We start from the raw sequence: 25,248 nt of genomic DNA on the forward strand, positions 1-25,248 counted from the left end.
CGTTACCTTCTTCGTAGTCCCGCACCCGCGGGGCCACGGTCGCCAAGTTCGGTATGACTTCTTGCCCCTGTCTCTCGAATGATCCGGGGGGTGGTGTCGCCGAACCTGGTGACGTCGATGGACCGCTGATAGGGACACGGCCACCGGATTTGCGGTAGGTCTCCTCGTAACGTGGGTGCCGGGTGTCGACGTCGGATCGGTGACCGTCCGGAGCGGAACGAAAGGCACGCTTCATGGACCCGACCTACGCCGTGTTCTGCGGCATCGACGTGGGCAAAGGCGAACATCACGCCGTCGGACTCGATCCCAACGGCACCCGACTGTTCGACAAAGCCCTACCCAACGACGAAGCCAAACTGCGGTCCGTGTTCGACCGCCTGGCCGAACACGGGCCGGTACTGGTGATCGTCGACCAACCGAACACCATCGGTGCGCTGCCGGTCACCGTCGCCCGCTCCTGCGGTCATGCCGTGGCGTACCTGCCCGGGTTGACGATGCGCCGCGTCGCCGACCTCTACCCCGGCCAGGCCAAGACCGACGCCCGAGATGCGTTCATCATCGCCGATACCGCTCGGACGATGCCGCACACCCTGCGCCGGGTCGATGTCGGTGACGAAGCGCTGGCCGAGCTCGGCGTACTCGTCGGATTCGACGACGACCTCGCCGGGGAAGCCACCCGCATCAGCAACCGAATCCGCGGCTTGCTCACCGGAATCCACCCCGCCCTCGAACGCGTGCTCGGCCCCAAGATCGCGCATCCGGCAGTGCTGGAAATCCTGTCCCGCTGCGGCGGTCCGGTCGGCATCCGCAAAGCCGGCAAACGCCGGCTCACCACTCTCGCGACCAAGCACGCCCCGCGAATGGGCGCCCGCCTCGCCGAGGAAATCCTCGCCGCACTCGATGCACAAACAGTGACGGTGCCGGGCAGCAACGCCGCCGAGATCGTCCTGCCGAAGCTCGCCGACTCGTTGAAAGAGATTCTGCAACAGCGCAAGAGCATCGCCGACGACGTCGAGAGGGTGCTTGACGACCACCCTCTTTCGAAGGTCCTGATGTCGATGCCCGGCGTCGGCATCAGGACCACAGCTCGCATCCTGCTCGAGGTCGGTGATGGTTCCGCGTTCGCCTCCGCGGCACACCTGGCGGCCTACGCCGGCATCGCCCCGGTGACCCACCGTTCCGGCTCGTCGATCCGCGGCGAGCACCCCGCCCGGTCGGGCAACCGCAAACTCAAACGGGCCCTGTTCCTGTCTGCATTCGCTGCGCTGCACGACCCGACCAGTCGCGCCTACTACGACCGCAAACGGGCCGAAGGCAAGAAGCACAACGCCGCCCTGATCTGCCTCGCACGGCGACGCTGCGACGTGCTCTACGCCATGCTCAAGAACAAGACCTTCTATCGCAACCCAACCACTGCAGCGGCTTGACGGAAACCATAGGGACCCCCCCCTTCGGCAAGCCGCCGATTCGTCCGCACACGATCCCACGGCCGTGGACCTCGACAGACATCCACCCCACCCCGATTCCCGGGGGCGCGGAACTCCTCCCCCCGCGCCCCCGGCACCCTCGAAACGAGTCCAGATGAGCATCGCCGAACCGTCGCTGCACCCGTTGGCTCTACCCACCACCTCACTGCGTGTCCTGGTCACCGGCGTCGAACAGAACGAAGGTGCCCACGTGGCCCGAACGTTGGCAGCAGCTGGACACCACGTGTTCACGCACAGCTTCACCCTCGATGCTGCCGAGCACCTCGCCGGCCGAGTCGCCGATGACGACGGGATCGCTCATCCGGTCGCGGCCGATCTGACCCTCGAATCCGACGTCGACAACATGTTCACCCACCTCGAGCGACGATATGGCGGCATCGACGCGCTCGTGCACACCGCATGGCTACCCGGCCCGGAAACAGCATGCCACTCGCTGAGCGAGATCCGCCCCGCCGACTGGGGCCGGTTCACCTACGACCACATGGCGTTGTTGTTCCACACGACCAGACGTGCTGCAGTATCCCTGCACCGCACCGGCAGCATCGGATCGATCGTCACCGTCACCGGCCTGGATACGCTCCGCAGAATCACCGACACCGATCGAGGACCGGCGCGAGACTCCATGGACGGCGCAATCGAATCCTTCGCTCTCGCCGCCGGACGTGAACTCGGCAGTAACTTCTTGCGGATCAACAATATTCGTCTGGTACCCACCCCGACTCCGGAGACAAGTGTCACCGCTGCTGCCCCGATACGCCTCGAAGCGGTGCTGCCGGAGCTGATCGACCCAACATCCGATATCGGCTCCGGTGGCATCTTCACTGCCTACACCTCGTTCCCTGCACCTGTGCGGTGATCGACGTCGGCCCGATGTCCCCATTCGTTGTCATCGGCGCGTCGAATGTTGCCCGGCTCGTGTGCGCGTCGCTCACCCAACGCCACTTCGATGTTGTCCACTTCGATGCACCCGACGACCCGGAACTTCTGCAGATCACCCAGCACGACCCGGCCGGGGTCGCCGTCGTCACCCACGACGACGCGGTCGCCGTCCGTTATGCCCTCGCCATCGCCCACATCAGTCCCCACACACCGATGGTCGTGACCGTCTTCGATCGCACCATCGCCAACCAGCTCACCCGATTGATTCCCCACTGTCAGGTAACCTCCCCCGCAGACCTCGCGACACCGTCCCTGGCCGGCCCGTGCATCGCTGCCACGATCGACGCCGCGCACACCGCGCCCGATGGCACCACACGCGTCCTCCGGCAATCCGCCCACGGTGACCAACCGACCTGGCAGCCGCTACCCCACAGCCGCACCAGCAGAATTCGCCGCCGATTCGTCCACTCCGTAGGCACACTGCGATCCCACGACGCCGGCACCCGCATGCTGCTCACCGGCCTTATCGGACTGCTCGCCATCCTCCTGATCGATTGGATATGGCTCACTGTCGGCAAAGGCCACCACTGGGTCGAGTCCCTCAAAGAAGCAGTCCAGGTCGTCGCCACCGTCGGTCCCGCACCGGCCTCACACGGCGACCACACCTATGACGTGTTCGCGGCTCTGGCGATGTTGGCGGCGATCGTGTTCACCGCCATGTTCACCGCCGGGATAATCGAACGTCTGCTCGGAACCAGCCTCATCGGCTTGATCGGTCAACGGGTTCTCCCCCGCCGCAACCACGTCATCGTCGTCGGATTGGGACAGGTCGGTCTCCGGTTGTGCCTCGAACTCCGCAAACTCGGCATCCCCGTCGTCGCCATCGAACGCGACGATCGAGCCCGCAATCTGCGCCTGGCCCGAGCACTGAACATTCCCACCATCGTCGGGCACGGTACCGACAGAACCCTCCTCGAACGCGCCCGCCTCGACCGGGCCCGATGCCTTGCCGCCGTGGGCTCCGACGACCGTGACAACATCGCCGTGTCCGTGGCAGCCCACGGAGTGCACCCCGACGCCAGACTCGTCCTCAGAGCCGGCGAACACGAAGCCCTCACCGACACCGGATCCCTCCTCCCGCTAGGGATCACCAGGAATGTCGCAACCTTGAGTGCAACCTTCGTCGTCGCCCGACTGCTCGGTCTCGACGCACACCGTGTGGTAGTCGCAAACGACACGATCCACCTCGAACTCGACGGGTCCTTCGAACAGTTCGTCCTCGCCGCACGACACCATTGCCCCCATGTCACCGGGACAGATGCTCACTACCCCTCGTTCGAGGTACGACTCCGACGAGCGCCTTCGAGGCAGCGCACATCAACATGGCACGAATCCGGAGCCGACAGACAATAGCGTCGACGATTGTCCAGTCATGCAGCGCTGGCGAGTTTCCTCCGTCGCACTGTGACCGCCAGCGACATTGGGAACTCACCCGACTCCTTACGTGGGCACACCGCCCGTTTCGGCTCCAATCGACTCGTGCCCCGCCACATCCTCGAGGGCCGGAACGGTGGGCGCGTTCAAGTACACCGTGCTGCCGGCGGCCCTGAACTGGTCGGACATATGTTGCATCCCGGCGACGGCGGCCTGGTCGGCGGCGTCACCGAACCTGGTCCGGATGTCTTGGGAGATACGCATCGAGCAGAACTTCGGCCCACACATCGAGCAGAAGTGCGCTGTCTTGGCCGGTTCGGCCGGAAGCGTCTCGTCATGGAACTGCTCGGCCGTATCCGGATCCAGCGACAGAGCGAACTGATCCCGCCACCGAAACTCGAAACGCGCCTTCGACAACGCGTCGTCGCGCTCGACGGCACCGGGATGGCCCTTGGCGATGTCGGCGGCATGAGCGGCGATCTTGTACGTGATGACCCCGGTCTTCACGTCGTCCCGATTCGGCAGTCCCAGATGCTCCTTCGGGGTGACATAACACAGCATCGCGGTGCCATGGCGGGCGATCTCGGTGGCCCCGATCGCGGAGGTGATGTGGTCGTAGCCCGGAGCAATGTCGGTCACCAGCGGCCCCAGGGTGTAGAAAGGCGCTCCATGACATAGCTTCTGCTGACGCTCCACATTTTCCCGCACCCGATGGATCGGGATGTGGCCAGGGCCTTCGACCATCACCTGAACGTCGTGAGCCCAGGCACGGGTGGTCAGTTCGGCAAGGGTGTCCAGTTCGGCGTACTGCGCGGCGTCGTTGGCGTCGGCGATCGACCCCGGTCGCAGCCCGTCCCCGAGGGAAAATGCCACGTCGTAGCGGGCGAAGATCTCACACAGTTCGTCGAAGTGGGTGTAGAGAAAATTTTCCTCGTGATGGGCGAGGCACCAACCGGCCATGATCGACCCACCTCGGGAGACGATGCCGGTGAGCCGCTCGGCCGTGAGCGGTACGTAGCGCAGCAGCACTCCGGCGTGGATGGTCATGTAGTCCACACCCTGCTCACACTGCTCGATCACGGTGTCGCGGAAGATCTCCCACGTCAGCGCATCGGCCTGGCCGGCGACCTTCTCCAGAGCCTGGTAGATCGGCACCGTGCCGATCGGCACCGGGGAGTTGCGAATGATCCATTCTCGGGTGGTGTGGATATCTTCGCCGGTGGACAGGTCCATCACGGTGTCCGCGCCCCAACGGGTGGCCCAGCGCATCTTGTCGACTTCGTCGACGATGGAGCTGGTCACCGCTGAGTTGCCGATGTTGGCATTGATCTTCACCAGGAAGGACTTGCCGATGATCATCGGCTCGGACTCGGGGTGGTTGACGTTGGCGGGGATGATCGCCCGACCCGCCGCCACCTCCGAGCGCACCAGTTCCACGTCGCAGTTCTCCCGCAGCGCCACGAACCGCATTTCCTGGGTGATGATCCCCGCCCGGGCATAGTGCATCTGCGTGACCGTCCGGCCTGTCTTCGCTCGCACCGGGACAGGTCGGGGCCCCTTCCACTCCTGGGACGCCTCTCCACGCCGCACAGCCGAGCGGCCATCGTCGAGCAGATCCCGTTCTCGCCCCGGGTAGTGCTCGACGTCGCCGCGAGCAGCAATCCAGTCGGCGCGCGTCGGCGGGAGCCCGACCAGCGGATCGCTACCGGGACCTGCAGTGCGGTAGACCTGCAGCGGCGGGTTCGGCACCCCGCCGGGAGAGTCGTTCAAGCGGATCTCTGTGACAGGTACACGCAGGTCGTGTTCCTCGTCGTGGACATAGCTCAGGGCATGCGAATTGGATGCACTCATCGGAATCGTTCCTACTTCCTTCGCCGGCATTACCCGGGCAGGTTCGACGGTCGCAGGCTGCCTCAGCCCGATCTCAGCCCCTGCAATGGGGCTCCCGTGGGGACGTCACAGACCCTAACACCCGACTCGTCTCGCTGCAGATGTAGCTGGTCCGGTCGTCGGAGCGGTGCGAAGTCGGCCCGTCCTGTACGAGCTACGAGGAGGTACTCTTCTAAATGTCATCGACTGTTGACTCGAGGAGCTCGGGATCTTGTCCGCACAGCTGGCCTTCGATGCCCTCGCTGACCCTGTGCGGCGAGCCATTCTCACCGTGCTGGCAGAGCGCGATGAGTGCAGTGTCAATGAACTGGTCGACCAGATCGACAGCGTGGGACGCACCGGCGTTTCGAACCACCTCCGGATCCTGCGGCACGCGGGATTGGTCACCGAACGCAAGGTCGGACGCTTCCGTTTCTACTCGATCGTCCCGGCCGGTCCCGCCCGGGACGTCATCGCGATGTTGCAGGAAGTGTTTCGAGGAGCCCTGGTAGATGCCGTCGAGGCTGCCGATCGCACCGCTGCCACCGATACATCTCTGTGACGTGCATAGCTTCCAGGGAACACGGGGACTCAGCTGTATTGCACGCGGAAGAGTGGACCGCATCCCCACCCTCGGTGGCCTACAGCCTTTCGGAGCAGGCGAAGAGGCGGGATGGCTGTTCGGCGGGGTATGCGGTCGGGTCGAACCCGGCGCTGCCGTGCGTATGGCGGTCCACCTCAGCGGTTCCGGCGCAGAACCGGTCGAGATTCTCGGCCGTATCGCTGCTGCGCGTCCGTATGTGTACCTCGATATCGTGCACGACCAGCCTTGGCGGGGGCTTATCAAACTTCGTTTCGGAGCCGCTGATGGAGGCACGAGAGTTCGGCTCATCGCCGAACTCGACCAGCCCGGATTGGAACGGTTGATGCGGCGTCGAGGGTTTCCTACCGCTCCAAACGCCTCGTCCCATCCCCGTCTGGGCTTGTTGACGTCGAAATCCGGACCAGGCAGCCCCTTCGCTACCTCAATCGACAACGCTGCCATGCTGGCGCTCGAGGAAGTCAATGCCGAGGGCGGCATTCATGGCCGACGGGTCGAGTTGATCGTGGGCGATGACGCCTCAGACCCGGAGACCGGCGTCATGGAAGCGCGGCGGCTCGTTCAGGCAGGCTGCCGGACCATCCTGATCGCCACCACATCGGCTACCTATACCGCAGTTGCCGAGGCGCTCGGCGATGCACCCGTGCTGCTGGTGCAGCCGGTCATGAACGAAGGAGGCAGCGGCGGTCGTCTCCGTCTCCAACTCGGGGAGCGGCCGGGCGATCAGTTGGCAACAGCTACGAAACCACTCACGCAGATGGAGGGGGTGCGACGATCGTTTCTGGCCGGCAACGATTATTGTTTGCCGCGAACGACACATGGCTTGGCTCGCCAACTGTTGCCCCGATACGGCGCCCGAATCGTCGGTGAAGAGTTCGCATCGATGGGGACTCGAGACTTCGCTCAGATCGTCGAATCGATTCAGAAATCGGGAGCCGACATCGTCCCTCGTCGGATCTGATGCTGTTGAGTTCGAACGTCAGTGTTATGCAATGGGATTGCGGGATCGGTGCATAACACTGGCGCCGGCATCGGAAGAGTCCATGCTGACGTACATCAGCGACGAAGCAGCCCGTGGTCTGTACTCCGTCTCGGGGTATTTCCAAGGATTACAAACGGAAAGCAACGCCTCGTTTCTGAGGAGGTACCAGGCACAGTTCGGTCCTTGGACACCGCCACTGTCGACGTTGAGCGAGTCTGTGTTCGAGGCAGTTCACATATGGTGGCAGGCTGCCCGGAAAGCGGAGGATAGCCGCAGCAATGCGTCACGGGGAGTTCCAGCTACCGCGGGGTACTGTCACTTTGAGCGAGGACCGACTCGGACAGCAGCTGCATTTGACGAAAGCGTCTGGCACGGAACTGTATCCCGCCATCGGATAGGCCGAGACCACGCGTGCTGGCACAGAAGACGAGGGCATCGATCTCGGTCATATCGATGTGGCCACTCCGTCTACATCCTCGTTCCCGGCCGGGCGGATGTGCGACCAGCGAGTGCAACTCGGAGTCGTCGGCGCATCAGTGTCGCCAGGATTGTTTCCGGTTACGACCAGGCCTCGCGTTATCGTCATTCGACGCGATGTCGATGCCGGTCAGGGCGACGATTACCGCTGCCAGATCCTCCTCTGTGGGATCGGGACCGGATGCGGAGGTCGAGATTTTCTGCGAGATCTGTTGCCCTCTCGGGGGTGGCTCTGCCTTCATTCTCCTCTTCTTTCTTGGTGACTTCTCGCTGCGGCACTTCCGGCCACAGTCTGCATCTATGAGCTCGCTCCGAGTGCAGACCGCTCCCAATCCCTTCCGGCAGGAGTCGTCGAGCGCCTTACAGTCGCGAAGCGGGCAACAGTGCGCTCGATCTTCTTGCCATCAGCGCAGCTGGGGGGAAGAGTGGGTGCGCAGCAATTGAACTCAGGCTAGCGAGCAGCTGTCGGACTGTCCATAGCGCGACGGTCCGATACGAGCGAGACTCGTCTGTATGACGGCGATGCTCCTGGCCGTTCCCCTCACGAGCGCGTGCACCCTCCCCGGACCCGGCGCGGCATCGCCAGGTGAGGACACAGGTGCGCCGACCTCCACCCCGTGGGTCTCGTATGCGCATCCGCTGCGGGTGACCACCACCGGCGGTATTTTGCACCTCGACGGTCACCCCTGGTGGCCGACCGGCTTCAACGCCTATCAACTGGCTACGGATTGGACGGTCAACGCCGGTTGCGGAGCGATGGTGGATCTGGACTCCTACTTCGCGTCTCGCCAACCGGGGACAGTGACCCGATTCAACGCCTTTCAGAATCTGGCCGTGGACAAGCGCAACGGCAAGCTGAACTTCGAACCGATCGATGCGGTGTTTACAGCTACGCAACGGCACGGACAGTTGCTCATCCCGGTGCTCGCCGCCCAGGACGGCGCGTGTGAGGACGAGCAATACAGAACGCGCAAGTGGTATCTCGGCGGATGGCAGGAGCCTACCGACATGCCGCTGAGCTACAGCGAGTGGGTTGCTGCCGCCGTCGATCGCTGGGCCGGATCACCTTCGATCGCTGCGTGGGAACTCCTCGGTGAACCCGAGGTCGGTGTCTGCACCACCCCCGACTGCGACCTGCGCCAACGCCGGTGCCCGGAAGACTCGCCGCAGGTGCTGCGCGACTGGGTCGATGCGGCCGGGGCAGTGGCTCGTGCGCACGATCAGCGACACCTGCTCACGCTCGGTCCACTCGGGGGCGCGTAGTGCGGTCTCGCCGACGGTGGTTATGCCCTGGTCGCTGCCTCGCCCTATCTGGACGTGGTTCAGTACCACGACTTCGACGATGCGGCATTCCTCCCACTGCGACTCGAACAAACCGAAAAACCTGTGCTCATTACCGAGTTCGGGATCCGCGCCGGAAGCTGCCTGCCCCTGGCCGAACGCGCCACCCGCGTCGGTACCCAGATCGACCGGTATCACACGACGGGCGCTGTTGTGGGCCTTCGTACCGGATCCTCGACCACAGGAATGCACGTACGACATCGGACCCTTCGACCCGATCCACGGCTTGCCCCAGCTGAGATACAGACACGCCCTGGGCCGGCACGTCGGGGTGACAGTCGTCCCGGAAGCCTCGGAACCACTTGCTCGGGCCGGCTTCCGCCACCCTCACTATGGTGAAGATGACAAGGGCCTGCCGACCACGGATAACCGTACTCTGTGTCCGAGCGCAGCACCCCACCGCGTGCAGTCGCCTTCCTTGGTCGCACGAACCGAGATCGATGCCGAACTCATCTGCGCGCTAACGCTTCTGAATGGAAGTCGAAATGGTCGTATCGGTAGGCACCGTTGGTGCCCGCTTTAGCATCGTCGAGGCGGGCACCAACGGCTCCCGTACCTGTCGCCGACAGGGGGCGGCGACGGTTCGTCGCAGAGCGACGAAACGGGGTTCTCGTTCTCGGTACTGCGCAGCGACTCGGACATAGTCGCCTAGCAACTCGGAACAGCAGGGGCGAGGTTCCAAGCACGGAGAACAGAATGTTGAAACAAGGCCCCGTCCTCCCCGATAGGGCGACTCGCTCCAACACCAAAAGACTAGCGAAAAACTCGCCGTAACAGCAAATTACATGGCTTTTCATCCGTTCCGATACCGCAACACCGGAGCACCCGCCCACGAGCACCGGTGACATCCTGTCCCCTTCCCATCTCCCGACAGGCCGGATCTTCTTGCCAACACCGCCGACGAACGACTCCACCACCCTGAGTCCGGCGCCGAGCACACTCCCACAACCGTGGGTTCCGGTCGGACAGATACGGACGAGTTCCGAACGCCCGGATCAATGCCACACAGCCGACCCCACTGTCCCCGAACCCCGCCCGGCCACGAAACCCACTGGTAGCTACGCAACTCGTGGTCACGCGCAGGAACCCTGTGATATACACATACAGTTCACGGAGCATTGATGGTCGACAGTAGGGGTTACACTGCCAACCAACAGCTTTCGTGACGCACCAGCGCCGTTCCAGGGGAACACGGTGCGAACGGACGCGCGCAGACGCACGGCCTCGCCGACAATGCCAACGCACACCTCCCCGCTGTTCACTTCCGCCGACTCCGCCAGACCGATCGGCCGGAATGGCATCGGCCGAACCGGCCCTGGTCCTGCAGAGGAGATGGAACACTGCACGACGAATAGCATCGTGGTCCGCCACTGTGCGGATCGACAGGCCATCAAGACGCCGGTGAACACACTGGACAAGGTGCGCACGCACCGAAGACATGTTCGGAAACTCCCGGTGTAGCGTTCTGGGACACTCCGAACCGGTGTCACCTCGTTTGCATAGAGTCCGTTCTCGCCGTGAGGTCTTCGGAGGTGGATGTGTGGTAACCGACCGGTTCCGTGAGCAAGCAGAAGAACACGGTTCCGACAGCTGTGAGAATCCCATACCGAAAGTACGGCCGGAGATCGAACAGTCCTGGCGCCGCTGCCTCGCACTGGGAGTGACACCCGACAGTTCTCCACTGCGCTATATCGACGACGCACCCACCGATCCGAAGCTTGTGCGTGCGGCGCGGCCGGTCCTGGATCGGTTGGCCGATCAACTCGCCGATGCGCCGGTGACGATCCTGCTCGCCTCGCAGGATGCGACCATCGTCGACCGGCGGGCCGGGCAGCGGTCACTGCTCGGCCGTCTCGACCGTGCCCAGGTCGCCCCGGGGTTCATCTTCGCCGAGGAATGCGCCGGAACCAACGGGATCGGCACCGCCCTCGAAGAACGCAAAGCGTTCCGGGTCCGCGGGGAAGAGCACCTGCTCGAGGCGTTGCATCCGCTGGCCTGTGTCGGCTCCCCGATCGTCGATCCGGTCTCACGCGCGGTGACCGGCATCGTCGACATCACCTGCCAGGTCGACGATGTCAACGAGCTGATGGCACCGCTGGTGCTCTCGGCGGTACGCGATATCGAAGAGCGATTGTTCGCCCTGTCCGCCCGCAGCGAGCAGAACCTGCTGCGCGAATACATGCGCAGCAAACGCCGCGGCCACGCCGCGGTGGTGGCGATGAGCCGGGACACGGTGATCGCGACCCCGACGGTGTCACGGTTGATGGACTCGACCGATCAGATGATGATCTGGGACTGGATCAGCACCCATCTGGCCGCCAAGGACGAATGGGAAGGACCGCTGCGTTTCGCCGACGGGATCGACGTGCGGGTCCATGCCCGCCGGGTCGGTGAGTCCACCGATCCGCTCAGCGCGATCCTCGAACTGCGCCCGCTGGCCTCCCCGGCTCCGCCGCGACCGCGCGCCCGCCTGGCCCCCGCCGCGCCCGCCGGTGCGGCGCCGGCGACGCGTATCGCCGGCCGCAGCCTGGCCGCGCACCGACTCCAGGACCGGGTCGACGAGATCACCGCGACCGTCGCGCCGGTGTTGATCGTCGGTGAGTCCGGTGTCGGCAAAACCCATCTGGCGCGGCAGATCCAGCACCGCTGGGGCCGGCACGACCCGGTCCCGAGCGTCGATGCGTCGACGTTGACCCCCTCGGCGGTGGCCGAGTTGCGGGCGCGTCTGTCCGGCAGTTTCGCGTGCATCATCGAGCACCTCGACGAGGTCCCCGACGACGCTGTGGCTTCTACCCGGCGGTTGCTCGACGCTGCCGTCGAGCTGGGTGCACCGGTGATCGCCACCGCCACCTCGAGCACCCCCGACGATCTGCGGCATCAGGTGCAGACCCATGTGCGGCGCAGTGTGTGCATCCCGCCGCTGCGCCAGCGCATCGAAGATCTCACCGATCTCGCGCGGGAGTTGCTCGCCGCCGAACTCCCCGACCGTCCGACCCCGCAACTGCAACCGGCCGCGCATCGGGCGTTGATCGACCATCACTGGCCCGGCAATCTGCGCGAACTCGCCTCGGTGCTCAGTACCGCGGCGGCGCGGTCGATGGGATTCGACATCAAACTCGAACATCTGCCCGCCGACTACCGCACCCTCGGCGCCGGTCGCCGGTTGACCTCGCTCGAACGCACCGAACGCGAAGCGATCGTCCGCGCCCTCGACGAGTCCGACGGCAACAAATCCCTCGCCGCCCACCGGCTCGGTGTGGCACGCTCGACCCTCTACCGCAAGATCCGCGCGCTGGGCCTGGAAAACGAAACATTCGGTTCCTGACCCCTGAAACACTCTGTCGCATAACAGGACATCTCCAACGGCACGGTGAACGAGACGATGATCTGGGGTAGGCAATCACTCCTTGCCTCCTCACATCGTCCGTCTGGACGGTGACGTCCACCCGATCCGAAGGATGACCCATCATGAAGCGAACGGTGTACGGCGATGATCACGAGGCTTACCGACACTCTGTCCGCGAGTTTCTCGCTCGATGGTTCGAGCCCCTGGCCGCCGACGTTCGTGCCAACAGGGCATTGCCGCGAGAGTTCTGGCTTGCCGCGGGTAAGCATGACCTGTTGGGACTCGAAGTACCCGAACGATATTCAGGCGTCGAGGCAGGGGATTATCGCTTCAATGCGGTTCTCATCGAGGAATTGGCCAAGATGAATGCCGCGTTGGCGTCGAGCGTGAGTATTCACTGTGACGTCGTGGCGCCGTACCTGGTGCACCTGACCACCGACGAACAGAAGGCGAGGTGGCTCCCAGGACTGTGTTCCGGGGACGTGCTCACCGCCATCGGAATGACCGAACCCGGTGGGGGATCGGATCTGGCCGCACTGAAGACCACCGCAGTGCGGGACGGCAACGGGTGGTTGCTCTCGGGTGCCAAGACATTCATCACCAACGGTTACTCTGCAGACCTGGTGATCATTCCGGCACGTACCTCTCCATCGAAGAAGGCCAAGGGAATTACCCTCTTCGGCGTGGACACCTCCTTGCCCGGATTCGAGCGTGGCCGCAAACTCGACAAGGTCGGACAGGACGAAGCAGACACCGCTGAACTCTTCCTCGACCGGGTGCGCGTCACCGATGACGACGTGATCGGCGAGCTCGATCGAGGATTCATCCACATGATGTCCTTCCTGCCCCAGGAACGACTCGGATGCGCCATTGCCAATCTCGCGCACGCTGCGCAGATTCTGCTCGAGACGATCGACTACTGCCGAGAACGAAAGGCATTCGGGCAGTCCATCGGAACGTTCCAGCACAACAAGTTCTTGCTTGCCGAACTCGTGACACAGCTCGACGTGACACAGGCGTACGTCGACCGCTGCATCGAAGCCCACTCGGAGGGGAAGTTGACACCGATCGATGCAGCCAAGGCCAAGTGGTGGACTGCCGAGATCCAGAACCGGATCCTCGATCATTGTGTGCAACTGCACGGGGGATACGGCTACATGAACGAGTACCGAGTGGCACGAGCCTGGCGGGATGCCCGGGTCACGAAGATCTGGGCGGGATCGAACGAAATCATGAAAGAACTGATCGGTCGCGATCTGGGCTTCTGATCTCGGCGTCGTGTACCGATCGTTCTGTCGTGAGTGCAGAAGGTTCGAATGCCGCATGGTAAGCGAATTAGTTTGCGCTGCTTATCAATACGTGTGCCGTATTGAAATGTCTTGACTCGATTTCGGACACTTCACATCACATGTTCGCTTCTACCGTCGTAGATGTCCGGGCGGAAGCACCCGTCCCGGGAAATCTCCAGGAGGACCACATGACCGAATCCCAGGTCGCCACAGCGACCCGCAGCGGCTCGCACTCGAACAATGACGTACTCGATGTTCTGATCATCGGGGGAGGATTCTCCGGCCTGTACGCATTGGACCGACTGCGCGATCTCGGTTTCACCGTCAATGTCTGGGACGCCGCGGGTGGATTGGGCGGAATCTGTTGGTGGAACTGCTATCCCGGAGCCCGTACCGACAGCACCGGGCAGATCTACCAGTTCTCGTACAAGGACCTGTGGAAGAAGTACGACTTCACCGAACTGTATCCGGGCCACCAAGGGGTTCGTGAGTACTTCAACTACGTCGACTCACAGCTCGACCTCACCCGCGACGTCGTGTTCGACACTTTCGCCGAAGCATGCACGTGGGACGAGGAAACCCGTCAGTGGACCGTACGGTCCGCCGACGGCAAGATCCAGAAGGCACGGCAGGTCATTGTTGCCACAGGATTCGGCGCCAAGCCGCTGTATCCGAATCTCGAAGGGCTCGATTCCTTCGCCGGTGAGTGCTACCACACTGCGCGCTGGCCTCAAGAGGGCGTGGATATGAGTGGCCGCAAAGTTGTCGTCATCGGTACCGGCGCCAGCGGTGTGCAGGTCGTCCAGGAGGCAGGTCATGTGGCCGAACACGTCACCGTGTTCCAACGCACCCCGAATCTGGCACTTCCGATGCAGCAACGCAAACTCACCCATGACGACAACGAGCACTTCCGGAAGGGACTTTCCGAGCGGTTTGCTACGCGCTACAAGGCGTTTGCCGGCTTCGACTTCGATTTCATTCCGCAGAACGCCACCGACCTGAGTAAGGAAGAGCGCGACGCGATCTACGAGAAGATGTGGGCAGAAGGTGGTTTCGAGATGTGGCTCGGAAACTTCCAGGACATCCTTGTAGATGAGGAGGCCAACCGTACGTTCTACGACTTCTGGCGTGGCAAGGTCCTCGAACGGGTCACCGACCCCAAGAAGGCGGCAATCGTCGCACCGGAGACGCCTCCGCACCCCTACGGCGTCAAGCGTCCCTCCCTCGAACAGGACTACTTCGATGTCATCAATCAGGACAATGTCGATGTCATCGACTCCAACGTCACGCCGATTCGACGGGTGCTGCCGCATGGTGTCGAAACCGACGACGGTGTCATCGAATGCGACCTCCTCGTACTGGCAACAGGGTTCGACAACAACCGTGGTGGGATCATGGCCATCGATATCACCGGCGTCGACGGCCTGACGATTCAGGACAAGTGGAAGTCCGGTGTCGACACGTGTCTGGGCCTGTCAACCCGCGGATTCCCGAACATGATGTTCCTGTACGGACCTCAGAGCCCGTCCGGGTTCTGCAACGGCCCGACATCTGCCGAGTACCAAGGCGAGATCGTCGTCGAGTTCCTCGAGTACCTGCGCGAGAAAGGGGCGACACGGTTCGAGAACACCGAAGAGTCCGAGAAGCAGTGGCGCGCACACGTCGACGAGCTTTTCGTGAACTCGATGTTCACAAAGGCACGTTCGTGGTACTGGGGTGCAAACGTGCCCGGTAAGCCGGCGCAGATGCTCAACTACTCAGGAGGAGTCCCTCAGTACTTTGCTCGTTGGGAAGAAATCAAGTCCAACGGTTACGACACCTACGAGACCGACTGACGAGACGGACACGCTTGGGCTACTGGGTCCCCCAGTAGCCCAAGCATCCGTTCGACGGGGCTCACTGCCCTGCTCCCCGATGGACATCGACTGCGTCGATGGGGCAATCATAGAACCGAGAGCATTGTCTTCGAGCACGTCGCCGTAGACGAGAGGGGCGCGAGCATCGGTGATGCGGTCACGATGTAGGCGAGGCTGATCAAACGCCATCACACGAACACGACGTGGATCGCCCAAGCGAGAGCGTCGACTGTCCAGAGTTCTGGTTCAAACCGAACCGATGACGGACCTGGAGGGGTGTAGCCACGACCCTGACGTGTTGGGGGATCGAGCGGAGGTCGCCGATAAGGCGGCATCGACAAGTGGACGGAAGGCCCCGCTTCGACTATCGGTCGATCGCCGAAGCGGGACCCCGGCAGCCCGAACGCAGGGGGATATCGGGATCTGCCCGTGCCCGGAGATGGAGGCACGCCGCCTCGCCGCCACTGCATGCACACCGCGGGGCGACCATGTTGCCCGTGGTGGATGCTCGTGGGACGAACCGCCGACAAGTGGGCCGCGCCAGCCGGCAACCACAATACTGTCGACACGAACATAATACTTAATTCCGTTATACAACACCAGTATCCGTCGCCATTCCGCTGAGCTGCATCACCTCCTCCCGGGTGAGCGGCCATTCGTCGCCGATGGGAGTCCTGTCGGCAGCGGCTGACAGGACTCAGCACCGACACACCCGAGGAAAAGGGCACACGATGCAGATCAGGACTGCCGCAGCGTGTGCCCTCGCCTTGCGACTCCGGATCGTCGACCACAAGCGACCCTTGTATCACGATGTCAGGTCGGCGGCGATCGATCCGGACGTTCAGCTAGCAGTTCGCACCCATGCCTCGAGCATGCGCCGTGCGATCGAGACCTTCCCCGGCAGCAACACGGGCGCATCGACCGAACTAGCCCAGTCGCCGGCGGCGAGGGCCTCCTTCACCTCCGCGCGGGAGCACCACACAGCCTCGCAGATCTCACCATCACTGAAGATGAGCGGTTCTCGAGGATCGGCGACGGCGTGGAAGCCGAGCATGAGGGAACGCGGAAACGGCCATGGCTGACTTCCGACGTAGGCTACGTCGGAGACAACGAGACCGACCTCTTCCGCAATCTCCCGCGCCACACAGCTTTCGAGCGACTCGCCGGCCTCGACGAATCCCGCCAGCGTCGAGAAGTTCCGCGCCGGCCACGCCGCGTGTCGCGCCAACAGCACGCGGTCCGCCCCGTCATGTACCAGACAAATGATCGCAGGATCGGTCCGCGGGTACTCCTCCCGACCGCACGCAGTGCACACGCGCGTCCAACCACCCGAGGTGATCGTCATCGGCGCCCCGTCCTTGGCGCAGAAGTGGGATTCGTCCTGCCACATCAGCAGGGCCTGCGCGGTGAGATACCGTTCGGCATCAACGGCATCGAGAAGCGCTCCGTGTGACCGCAGGTCACCGAACTCGATGCCCACGCTCTCCGTGGGGGCCTCCGTGAGAAACTCGTCCCGTACAGCCCATTGATGCACCGTACCAACGACTCCCAACAAGACCGCGTGTGTCGGAGGTTGGGAACAATAGTCGGCAGCCGACTCGAGGAGCAGTTGTCCATCGATGAGACGAACCTGACCGGCACCGTTCACGCGAAGCAGCCGCGCATCCGGCCATGCCCTCGCCTGCACGGTCGCATCGTCACGTAGCGCCACAGGGCGACTCAAGGCATCACCAGGAAGAGCACCCCCGACACCGTCAGCGTTCACCATTGATCACAACCTTCCGCAACGAGCGACCATGTCGACCGGCACTTCGTTCGTGCGCGTGCGGCCGGCACTGCCGTCAGGCAAACTCGAACTGGATCGACGAGTACGATTCGGACATCACCGAAATGAATTCTTCAACGAGGCGCACATGATCGGGATGGACCAGATATGCGCGGAAGGCGGGGACGTCTTCGAAGATCGCAGATATTGCATAGTCGCCGATCCCGGGCTTGAGGGCGAGGTCCCTTCCGTAACGAAACTCGACGACCTGGGGAATGCTCGCCGATATCGCGTCAAGAGCTTTGTGGAACGATTCGACCTGCTCGTCGGTGATGTCCTTCTTCCAACTGAATGTTACGACATGATGCAACATGATAATCCCTCTCTGGAAGCATAATTCGAGCTCGACACCCGAAGTGAGCGGCACGTTTTTCAGAGCCGCTGATGTGCCCTCACCATGACGTGCGGCGACCGAACATCCCTCCCCACAGTCCGCGGACGTACAGGGGAACCCACTTCTCGAGAGCGCCTCGGGGGTGAACCCGTTCTCCGGTGGGTCCCTCGCGGTGCCGGCCCGTCATCGAACGGTGATGGGGAGATTCTGGCCGTCTGTGGGTCACGTGGGTGACGGTAGAACAGTGATGGACCTTCGGTGTGTCCGATTGTGCAACACACATCTCCGAGAACAGGGACAGACGGACAGGTGTGTTGTTTTCGGACACTCGTCCGCTCGGGCCTCCTCGTAGTGTGACTCCACCGACTCGGCGATGGACCAGTCCGCCTATCACATCAAGGAGATCACCATGGCACTCGATCCTGTAGTCGAGCAGTTGATAGATACGTTGAACGAGCAGGGACTGAGGTCGTTCGAGCAGATGAGTGTCGCTGAAGTCCGTGAGGTCATCGAATCCTTCAGCGAACTGCAGGCGCCGAAAGCGGATCTTGCTCGTGTCGTCGACACGGTCTACCCCGGACCGGATGGCGATCAGGCCGTGCGTCTGTACATTCCGGAGTCCGATGCGCCCCTGCCGGTTGTGGTGTATATCCACGGCGGCGGATGGGTTGCGGGCAGCCTCGACGTTACCGAGCAGCCGTGTCGCGCGCTGGCCGCGGACGCCCGGGTCATCGTGGCCGCCGTGAGTTACCGGCTCGCTCCCGAACACAAGTTCCCTGCCGCACCCGAAGACGCGTTCGCTGCTCTGAATTGGGTAGTCGACAACGTCGCCGACTTCGGTGGTGATGCGACGCGTGTCGCCATCATGGGCGACAGTGCCGGTGGCAATCTCGCCGCCGTCACCGCCCTTCGGGCACGTGATACCGGCTCACCGGCCCTATGTGCTCAGGTTTTGGTCTATCCGGTTATCGACGGCACGGCACGCTTCCCGTCATGGGAGGAGAATGCCGAGGGATATTTGATCACCGCGGCAGCAATCGGCTGGTTCTGGGAGCAGTACCTGGCCACACTGGAAGACGCCGAGAACCCGTACGCCTCGCCGGCCAAGGCGAAGAGCTTGGCGGGGCTTCCTCCCACGCTGATGTTGGTCAACGAGTACGAGGTCACCCGCGACGAATGCCTGAACTACGGGCGGATGCTGACCGAACAGGGTGTCCCGGTCCAGGTCGAACTGTATAGCGGTCTTGTCCATGGCGTGTACTGGATGACCGGTGCAGTTCCGCGCAGCGCTGAATTGCACAGCGCGGTTGTCGAATTCCTCGGCAAACAGTTCGCTCGCTGAGTACGAGTAACCGCTGGCTGTGCCGCAGTCATGTGCTACGAGCACAGCCGCCCGTTGCTCGCTCAGCGCGTGCCCGCCGGCGTGTTGCACTCAGGTCCTCGTGGAGCCCATGCCTGGTCCAGCCGCGGGCTCCTCGAAGTGGCGGGCCCGCCGGCACACGATCTTCGAGCGCTGGATGTGCACGAGACATGCATACGGTCGTCCGGTTCCTCTTCGGGCAACTCAGGGGAGGTGGAGACGTCTGAACTCGGGCGGGTGAACAACATGCTCCTCGTCCTGCCCCTGGCACTGAGGTAACAGTCAGTAGACCAGTGCTCGATCGAAGAGGACTCGTCGAACTTCTCGACATCGTTCCTGTTGATGCGATTGCCGTGCCGAACGTCCACGTGTCCGCACCGCTGATCGAGGAGCTTGCTACGTGAGGCATCGTCACTCGCCGGTGAATGCGGCAGGGCGCTTCTCCATGAGGGCGTTGACTGCTCTCGTGTGATCGGTGGTCTGTTGAACCAGCGCCTGCAGAGCAGCGGACAGTTCGAGGAGACTGTCGAGGCTCTGGTGCTGCCCTTCACGCAGGAGTTTTTTGGCCATCCGTACCGAGTGCGGAGGATTGGCGGCCACCCTGTTGGCGAGAGCACGAGCTTCGTCGAGCAGCTGATCGGGAGGAACGACGTTCGAGACCAATCCCCACTCGAGAGCCTGTGTTGCGTCGACACGGTCGCCCGTGAGGATCATCTCGGCCGCCCGCGCCATACCGACCGCTTTCGGCAACAGCCACGCACCCCCGTCACCCGGGATGATGCCCAGCTTGACGAAGCTTTCAGCAAAGAACGCTTTTTCGCTGGCGATTCGGAGGTCGCACATGAGGGCGAGGTCGCACCCGGCACCGATTGCGGGACCGTTCACGGCTGCAATCAAAGGTACGTCGCAGTTGTACATCGCTCGTGGGATCCGTTGTATCCCGGCGCGATAGCCGTCGCGTTGTTCGTGAGGTTTCCCGCCGAACAGTCCCTGGCGATTCGCCATGTCCTTGACGTTGCCGCCGGCGGAGAAGGTCGATCCCGCGCCGGTGACAATGACAGCGCGTACTCCGTAATCGGCGTTGACGGCATCCACGCATGCGATCAATGCGTCGACGACATCCATCCCTGAGACTGGGTTACGTTCAGCCGGCCGATTGATCGTCCACGTTTCGATGAATCCGTCGCGTTCTACGAGAACTGGATTTTCCATGTATGTGTCTTCCCGATCTTCACTGCAATCGATGGTTCGGATAGTGCACTGCTGACTCGCATGCGAACGGACTCGGCGGCGGTCTGGTCGAAGCAGACCGCCGTCGAGACACGTCCTCTTTCGTCGGCGCGCTTTGCTTTCAGTTGCACGCCCTACATGCGGTGTTCAGTCGAGCCCCAACTTCGGCCGTAGCCACTGAGCGATCCGGTTCAGTGCCTGATCCGCCTCGGGTGCTCGTCCCGCGTTGAAGTGGAAGACATGCTGCTGTTCGTCGACCACGTCGAGCACGCCTTCGCTCCCTGCCTTTTCGATCAACTCGACGACCCGGCGCGAGTCGTCGAGCAGAGTCTCATAGCCGCCGACCGATACATAGACGGGAGGGAAGTCTGTGTAGTCCCTGAGCAGGGGGTTTGCCCGCGGGTCCGTCGCTTCCGAGAGGTCGGTCAGGAAATTCTCCCGCATCATCTCGAGGACTGCCCTCTTGGCCAGGACGTCGACTGCGTCGTTCGATTCGATCGTCAACCCCTTGATCTCCATGTCGAGCCACGGCGAAAGAGCGACAACGGCGGCCGGAATGGGTAGTGCCATACCCGCAAGTTCGAACACTGTCGAGATGGCGAGATGTGCGCCCGCCGAGTCGCCGACCGTCGCCGTATGTTCTGCCTTGTAGCCCTGCGTACGGAGCCACTTGTGCACCGCAATGCAGTCTTCGAGCTGTGCTGGATGCTTTGCCTCCGGCGCGAGCCGGTAGTCCACCACGAGTGCGTGAACTCCTGCCAGCTTGGCGAGGTGTGCTGCAAGCTTGCGATGGGAGAAGCGTGAACCTGTCACGAATCCGCCGCCGTGCGTGAAGACGATCACCCGGTCTTCGGCGGCGCCCAGCGGCTTGGCCCATGTTGCCGGCACACCGTTGGCTGTCACTTCTTCATACGTGACATCGGTGGGATCGATGGTGGGAAGATGCCATTCTTCGAACATGTCTCGCTGACCTGCGAGATCCATACCTTCGGACCGTCGAAGCCAGGACGAGTACAGGTCGTTGAGGAACAGCGATTCTTTGCTCACGGACATGTGTTGCTCACTTTCATCACCGGTCGAGAAGGAGATTGCCTGATCAGGAAGGTGTGAAGCTCGTGTATCGCGTACGCACGGTGTCATCCCACCCAGTCGGCTGAACGGAAAGGCCGCTAGGGAAGGTCAACGATTGCCTCGGTTTGTCGAAATGTCGGTACCCATCGATCGCCACATCGGTTCGGCGTCGAGGCGGTGATGTGATGGTTCCGGGATGTCGCTGATCGAACTCTTTGCATCCGTCGCTCACTATGCGAACGCACAGATGCAAGTTGTGCGGGTCGTTTGTGCCGAAGCTACTGGAAGAGTGCTGATTGCAACTCGATGTAGAGATGCTGCAACTTCCTTCCACCGAGGTGGAGCAGCCGGGTCGTCCTCAGATCCCTACGAGGGGGCCGATGACGGGCTTCCACTGGTAGATGCTCTGGTCGACGACAACACCCTGCGTGACATAGGGGTCCTTGGCGAGCAGGGCCTGCAGGTCTGCTTCGCTGTCCGCCTTGAACACGAGCAGCGCGCCGGCCCCGTCGGCCCAGGCGCCCGCTTCCTGCAGCACGCCTTTGGCGGCCGCGTCCTTGACGAAGACCAGGTGGTCGGCATGGGCGGCCTCTTTGACGGATGTGTCAGTGGTGTACGACCAGATAACAGCGAACAGGGCCATGGTCACTCCTTGAGTGGGATACGGGATGTGGAACGGTGCGGATATTCAGGAGAATGCGCACTTGAGAACGCTAGAAGCAGGGATGAGGTCACCAGTGTCCTATTTTGCAACACCTGTTGGTGAACGACAGCGAATATAGAACGGAGAGAACGCGATCGGCGTTCAACGGTTGGACGACGGTGTGACTTGCATACGGTCGGTGCCCTTGCCGGTAGCTGTGTGTGGAACGGGCTCTGCTGGTAGAGGTGGCCGAGGACCGCCGTGTAGGTGGCCGCTACTCGGGCAGTGCCCCGATAGCGCGCAGTCGCTCGATATCGTCCTCGAGAAGACCGAGTTCTGTCAGTACAGAATCGGTATCGGCGCCACGGTCGCGCGGCCCGAACCGCACAGCACCGGGGGACTCAGCGAGTTTGACAGGTACGCCGAGACCTCGGTAGCCGTCGCACTCGACCACCATCTTGCGGTGACGGACCTGCGGTAGCGAAAGGGCCTCTCCGACATTGTTGACCGACCCCGACGGCACCCCGGCCCGACGCAACTGAGCCGCCAAAGATTCGCGCTGCCAGGCCTTGACGAGGCCGCCGAGGATGTCGCGCAGTTGAGCTGCGTTTGCCATCCGGTCGGAGTTGGTGACGAATCTCGGGTCGTCGGCCAGGTCTGAAGCGTCGAGCGCCACGACCAGAGCGCGGAATTGCCGGTCGTTGCCGGCACCGATGAAGAAGGGGCCATCGGCGCAGGTGAACGTTTCATAGGGACAGATCGTCGGGTGTGCCACGCCCGTCCGCTCCGGCGCGACGCCGGTGGCAAACCACTTGCCGGCGTGTGGGTGCAGGATCGACACAGCGTTGTCGAGTAGTGCCAGATCCACGAGTTGCCCGCGTCCGGTCTTGTGCCGCACGTGGAGTGCCATGAGGATGCCGTTCACAGCGTTGAGACCCGTGATGATGTCGACCAGAGGGATCCCGATCCGCATGGCATCACCGTGGGGCTCACCGTTGATGCTCATCAGCCCCGACAGGGCTTGGAGAATTGCGTCGTAGCCGGGAGCACCCCCGAGCGGCCCGTCGACTCCGTACCCGGTGATTCGACAGTGCACGAGTTGTGGGAATTGACCGGCGAGTACGTCGTCGGCAAGTCCCCACTTCGCAAGTGTGCCTGCCTTGAAGTTTTCGATGACGACGTCGGCTTCGGCAAGCATGGTGCGCAGCAGTTGTTGGCCGGCCTCGGTACGCAGATCCACACTGATGTTCCGCTTGTTGCGGTTCAAGCCATCGAAGTAGGCACTGTGGTCATCCTTGACGAAAGGTGGTCCCCAGCTGCGTGTGTCATCACCAGTCGGTGGCTCCACCTTGATCACGTCGGCACCGTGATCGGCAAGCACTTGCGCACACAGCGGGCCGGCCAGCACCCGCGAAAGATCGACGACCCGGATGTCGGTGAGTGCGCCGGTCCGCGGACGTAGAGTCTCGGATGCGGATTCTCGAGTCTCGGCCGGGAGGATGGCAGATGAGGATTCAGGCATGATTGCTCATTCTGTGCGGTTGGAAGTCGCTGGCCTCCGGAGGGAAGGACAAAGCATGAACGGCGATCTTCAGCCATCGCTGAACTGCATCGACCGCCGGTAGTTGCCCATAGTCAGCGAGTCTGAAGGCTACGGGCATGCCCCGTGTTGCTACTCGGTCCTTCCATCGGGATGAAGTCTCCGGCTGGGCGCACTGTCGGGGCGATATGGAGAGTCTGCGGGCGTTGCGAACCCTAGACGTATATCGACTTGTACTCGAGGTAGAAGTCCAGGGACTCGGGTCCGAATTCGCGGCCGACTCCGCTGTTCTTCACGCCACCGAACGGGGAGCCGGTATCGAGGGAGTAGTAGTTCACTCCCACGGTTCCGGATCGAATACGCGACGCGACGTCCAAGCCGTGTTCGGTGTCTTCCGTGAAGACGACTCCTCCCAAACCGAATGGTGTGTCGTTCGCCATGTTGATGGCGTCCTCTTCGGTCTCATAAGGGATGACGGAGATGACAGGTCCGAAAATCTCTTCCTGTGCCAGCGGACTGCGATTATCGACACCCTCGAAGATGGTGGGAGACACGAACCAGCCGCGGGGACATTGCTCAGGGGAGTCGGTTCCGCCACGGATCGTTCGGAATCCCTCGGACTGACCCAGGCGGATGTAACTCCTCACCCGCTCCCGATGCTGCTCGCTTACCATGGGGCCCATGGTTACCGACTCGTCGAGTGGGTCTCCCATGACCAATCCGTCTACGTAGGACGCCAGAACGTCAATGATCTCGCTGGACCTACCGTGGGGAACCAAGATGCGGGAATTGGTGGTGCATGTCTGTCCCCCGTTCTTGAGCACGGCGTCTTTGAGGCCTCCGGCAAAGACGTCGAGGTCGGCATCGGGGAGCACAATGGCTGCGGACTTTCCTCCGAGCTCCAGGGAGACTCTCTTGAAACTGCGGCCGGCGACCTCACCGATCGCTTGACCTGCTGCAGTAGATCCGGTGAAGGCGATCTTGTCGACATCGGGATGGGCTACAAGAGCTTTGCCTGCATGAACGCCACCGGCAACGATGTTGAGGACGCCAGGTGGTAGACCGGCCTCCTCGGCTGCCTCTGCAAGTACATACGCATCGAGTGACGTCTCCGGCGCCGGCTTGAGAACTACAGTGCATCCTGCAGCCAGTGCCGGCCCGATCTTGGCCATGGCCAAGAGCTGCGGATAGTTCCAGGCAGTGATCGCGCCGACGACTCCTACGGGTTCTTCTCGAACGATGGTAGAGCCCATGCTGCTGGGACGGCGTGTCTCGAATGTACGTTTCTCGATGAGATCTGCCATCGACCGCAGGATTGCTACCGGAGCTGTTGCGCTTGTGCTCACCGACAAGGAGGAAATCATTCCGGTCTGCCGGCTTACGAGCTCTGCAGTCGATCTTCCTCGACGCTCGAGGCTGTCGGCGAAGCGCCGCATCACTGCAGCTCGCTCGTGAGGGGTGCTGCGCCCCCACGGTCCTTTCTGGAGTGCGGCCCGTGCGGCGTGCACAGCCGCATCGATCTCCTCGGGTCCGCCCATCGCAGCAACACCCAGGGGGCGCTCGGTTGCTGCCTCGAACACCGGTGCCAGATCGGAGGTGCTCGCTTTGCGCCATTGGCCGTCGATGAAGAAAAGTTCACGTTCAATGCTGTTGATGACAGGCATTATTCACTTCTTCCGAGGTT

Annotated in this window: 17 protein-coding genes, 1 pseudogene and 1 riboswitch; of the genes and pseudogenes, 10 read left to right on the forward strand and 8 right to left on the reverse strand. The window is 62.6% G+C overall.

The genetic code is table 11. From position 1 onward, the window contains the following. The first annotated feature begins 233 nt into the window (after positions 1-233). The 3 genes from LPH33_RS23005 to LPH33_RS23015 all read left to right on the forward strand — a co-directional run bounded on the left by LPH33_RS23005 (position 234) and on the right by LPH33_RS23015 (position 3,779). Positions 234-1,427: an IS110 family transposase gene (locus LPH33_RS23005; protein WP_229566235.1), complete on the forward strand. Its 1,194-nt coding sequence runs from the start codon at positions 234-236 to the stop codon at positions 1,425-1,427. A gap of 154 nt (positions 1,428-1,581) precedes the next feature. Next, on the forward strand, positions 1,582-2,343 hold the full coding sequence (locus LPH33_RS23010) for an SDR family oxidoreductase (RefSeq protein ID WP_064256492.1): 762 nt from the start codon (positions 1,582-1,584) through the stop codon (positions 2,341-2,343). 14 nt (positions 2,344-2,357) lie between these two features. Beyond that, entirely contained in the window at positions 2,358-3,779 is a 1,422-nt protein-coding gene (locus tag LPH33_RS23015) for a potassium channel family protein (RefSeq protein WP_229566237.1), read from the forward strand. Positions 3,780-3,866: 87 nt separating this feature from the next. Here LPH33_RS23015 and thiC read toward each other — a convergent pair whose 3' ends face one another. Further along, a complete protein-coding gene (gene thiC, locus LPH33_RS23020) occupies positions 3,867-5,651 on the reverse strand; it encodes a phosphomethylpyrimidine synthase ThiC (protein WP_064256491.1) in 1,785 nt (594 codons plus the stop codon). Then, positions 5,649-5,759, reverse strand: a riboswitch (TPP riboswitch). (Overlaps the previous gene by 3 nt.) 142 nt (positions 5,760-5,901) lie before the next feature. Here thiC and LPH33_RS23025 point away from each other — a divergent pair. From LPH33_RS23025 to LPH33_RS23050, 6 genes and pseudogenes are all read left to right on the forward strand, one after another. Beyond that, on the forward strand, positions 5,902-6,231 hold the full coding sequence (locus tag LPH33_RS23025; protein WP_060654673.1) for an ArsR/SmtB family transcription factor: 330 nt from the start codon (positions 5,902-5,904) through the stop codon (positions 6,229-6,231). A gap of 364 nt (positions 6,232-6,595) precedes the next feature. After that, positions 6,596-8,033 (forward strand): annotated as a pseudogene (locus LPH33_RS27025) (substrate-binding protein). A 341-nt stretch (positions 8,034-8,374) separates the two neighbouring features. Then, the gene (locus tag LPH33_RS23035; RefSeq protein ID WP_194293859.1) at positions 8,375-8,992 is read left to right on the forward strand and encodes a hypothetical protein; all 618 of its coding nucleotides are present in this window, start codon (positions 8,375-8,377) and stop codon (positions 8,990-8,992) included. A 1,738-nt stretch (positions 8,993-10,730) separates the two neighbouring features. After that, a complete protein-coding gene (locus tag LPH33_RS23040; protein WP_229566239.1) occupies positions 10,731-12,395 on the forward strand; it encodes a sigma-54-dependent Fis family transcriptional regulator in 1,665 nt (554 codons plus the stop codon). Between the two features lie 143 nt (positions 12,396-12,538). Next, positions 12,539-13,684 (forward strand): acyl-CoA dehydrogenase family protein, encoded by a 1,146-nt coding sequence (locus tag LPH33_RS23045; protein ID WP_060655078.1) that lies wholly within the window; start codon positions 12,539-12,541, stop codon positions 13,682-13,684. A gap of 209 nt (positions 13,685-13,893) precedes the next feature. Continuing rightward, positions 13,894-15,540, forward strand: coding sequence for a flavin-containing monooxygenase (locus LPH33_RS23050; RefSeq protein WP_229566240.1), 1,647 nt, complete (start codon positions 13,894-13,896; stop codon positions 15,538-15,540). 862 nt (positions 15,541-16,402) lie between these two features. Here the strand turns inward: LPH33_RS23050 and nudC are convergent. Together nudC and LPH33_RS23060 are read right to left on the reverse strand one after the other, a co-directional pair. Next, positions 16,403-17,329, reverse strand: coding sequence for an NAD(+) diphosphatase (gene nudC / locus LPH33_RS23055; RefSeq protein WP_229566242.1), 927 nt, complete (start codon positions 17,327-17,329; stop codon positions 16,403-16,405). A gap of 73 nt (positions 17,330-17,402) precedes the next feature. After that, positions 17,403-17,699, reverse strand: a complete 297-nt coding sequence (locus LPH33_RS23060; protein WP_039584518.1) for a Dabb family protein — start codon at positions 17,697-17,699, stop codon at positions 17,403-17,405. A gap of 430 nt (positions 17,700-18,129) precedes the next feature. On the opposite strand from LPH33_RS23060, the gene LPH33_RS23065 reads away from it, so the two are divergent. Next, entirely contained in the window at positions 18,130-19,062 is a 933-nt protein-coding gene (locus tag LPH33_RS23065; RefSeq protein WP_039584517.1) for an alpha/beta hydrolase, read from the forward strand. A gap of 429 nt (positions 19,063-19,491) precedes the next feature. Here LPH33_RS23065 and LPH33_RS23070 read toward each other — a convergent pair whose 3' ends face one another. The 5 genes from LPH33_RS23070 to LPH33_RS23090 form a co-directional block, all read right to left on the reverse strand. Further along, positions 19,492-20,292: a crotonase/enoyl-CoA hydratase family protein gene (locus LPH33_RS23070; protein WP_229566244.1), complete on the reverse strand. Its 801-nt coding sequence runs from the start codon at positions 20,290-20,292 to the stop codon at positions 19,492-19,494. A 165-nt stretch (positions 20,293-20,457) separates the two neighbouring features. Next, positions 20,458-21,363, reverse strand: a complete 906-nt coding sequence (locus tag LPH33_RS23075) for an alpha/beta hydrolase (RefSeq protein ID WP_229566245.1) — start codon at positions 21,361-21,363, stop codon at positions 20,458-20,460. Between the two features lie 376 nt (positions 21,364-21,739). After that, complete coding sequence (locus tag LPH33_RS23080; RefSeq protein WP_193902752.1) at positions 21,740-22,024, reverse strand: YciI family protein; 285 nt, start codon at positions 22,022-22,024, stop codon at positions 21,740-21,742. Positions 22,025-22,298: 274 nt separating this feature from the next. Continuing rightward, positions 22,299-23,546 (reverse strand): CaiB/BaiF CoA transferase family protein, encoded by a 1,248-nt coding sequence (locus tag LPH33_RS23085; protein ID WP_193902751.1) that lies wholly within the window; start codon positions 23,544-23,546, stop codon positions 22,299-22,301. 233 nt (positions 23,547-23,779) lie between these two features. Next, positions 23,780-25,228, reverse strand: coding sequence for an aldehyde dehydrogenase (locus LPH33_RS23090; protein ID WP_193902750.1), 1,449 nt, complete (start codon positions 25,226-25,228; stop codon positions 23,780-23,782). Between the last annotated feature and the right edge of the window lie 20 nt (positions 25,229-25,248).

This window comes from Rhodococcus sp. RDE2 (assembly GCF_020885655.1).
Taxonomy (GTDB): domain Bacteria; phylum Actinomycetota; class Actinomycetes; order Mycobacteriales; family Mycobacteriaceae; genus Rhodococcus; species Rhodococcus pyridinivorans.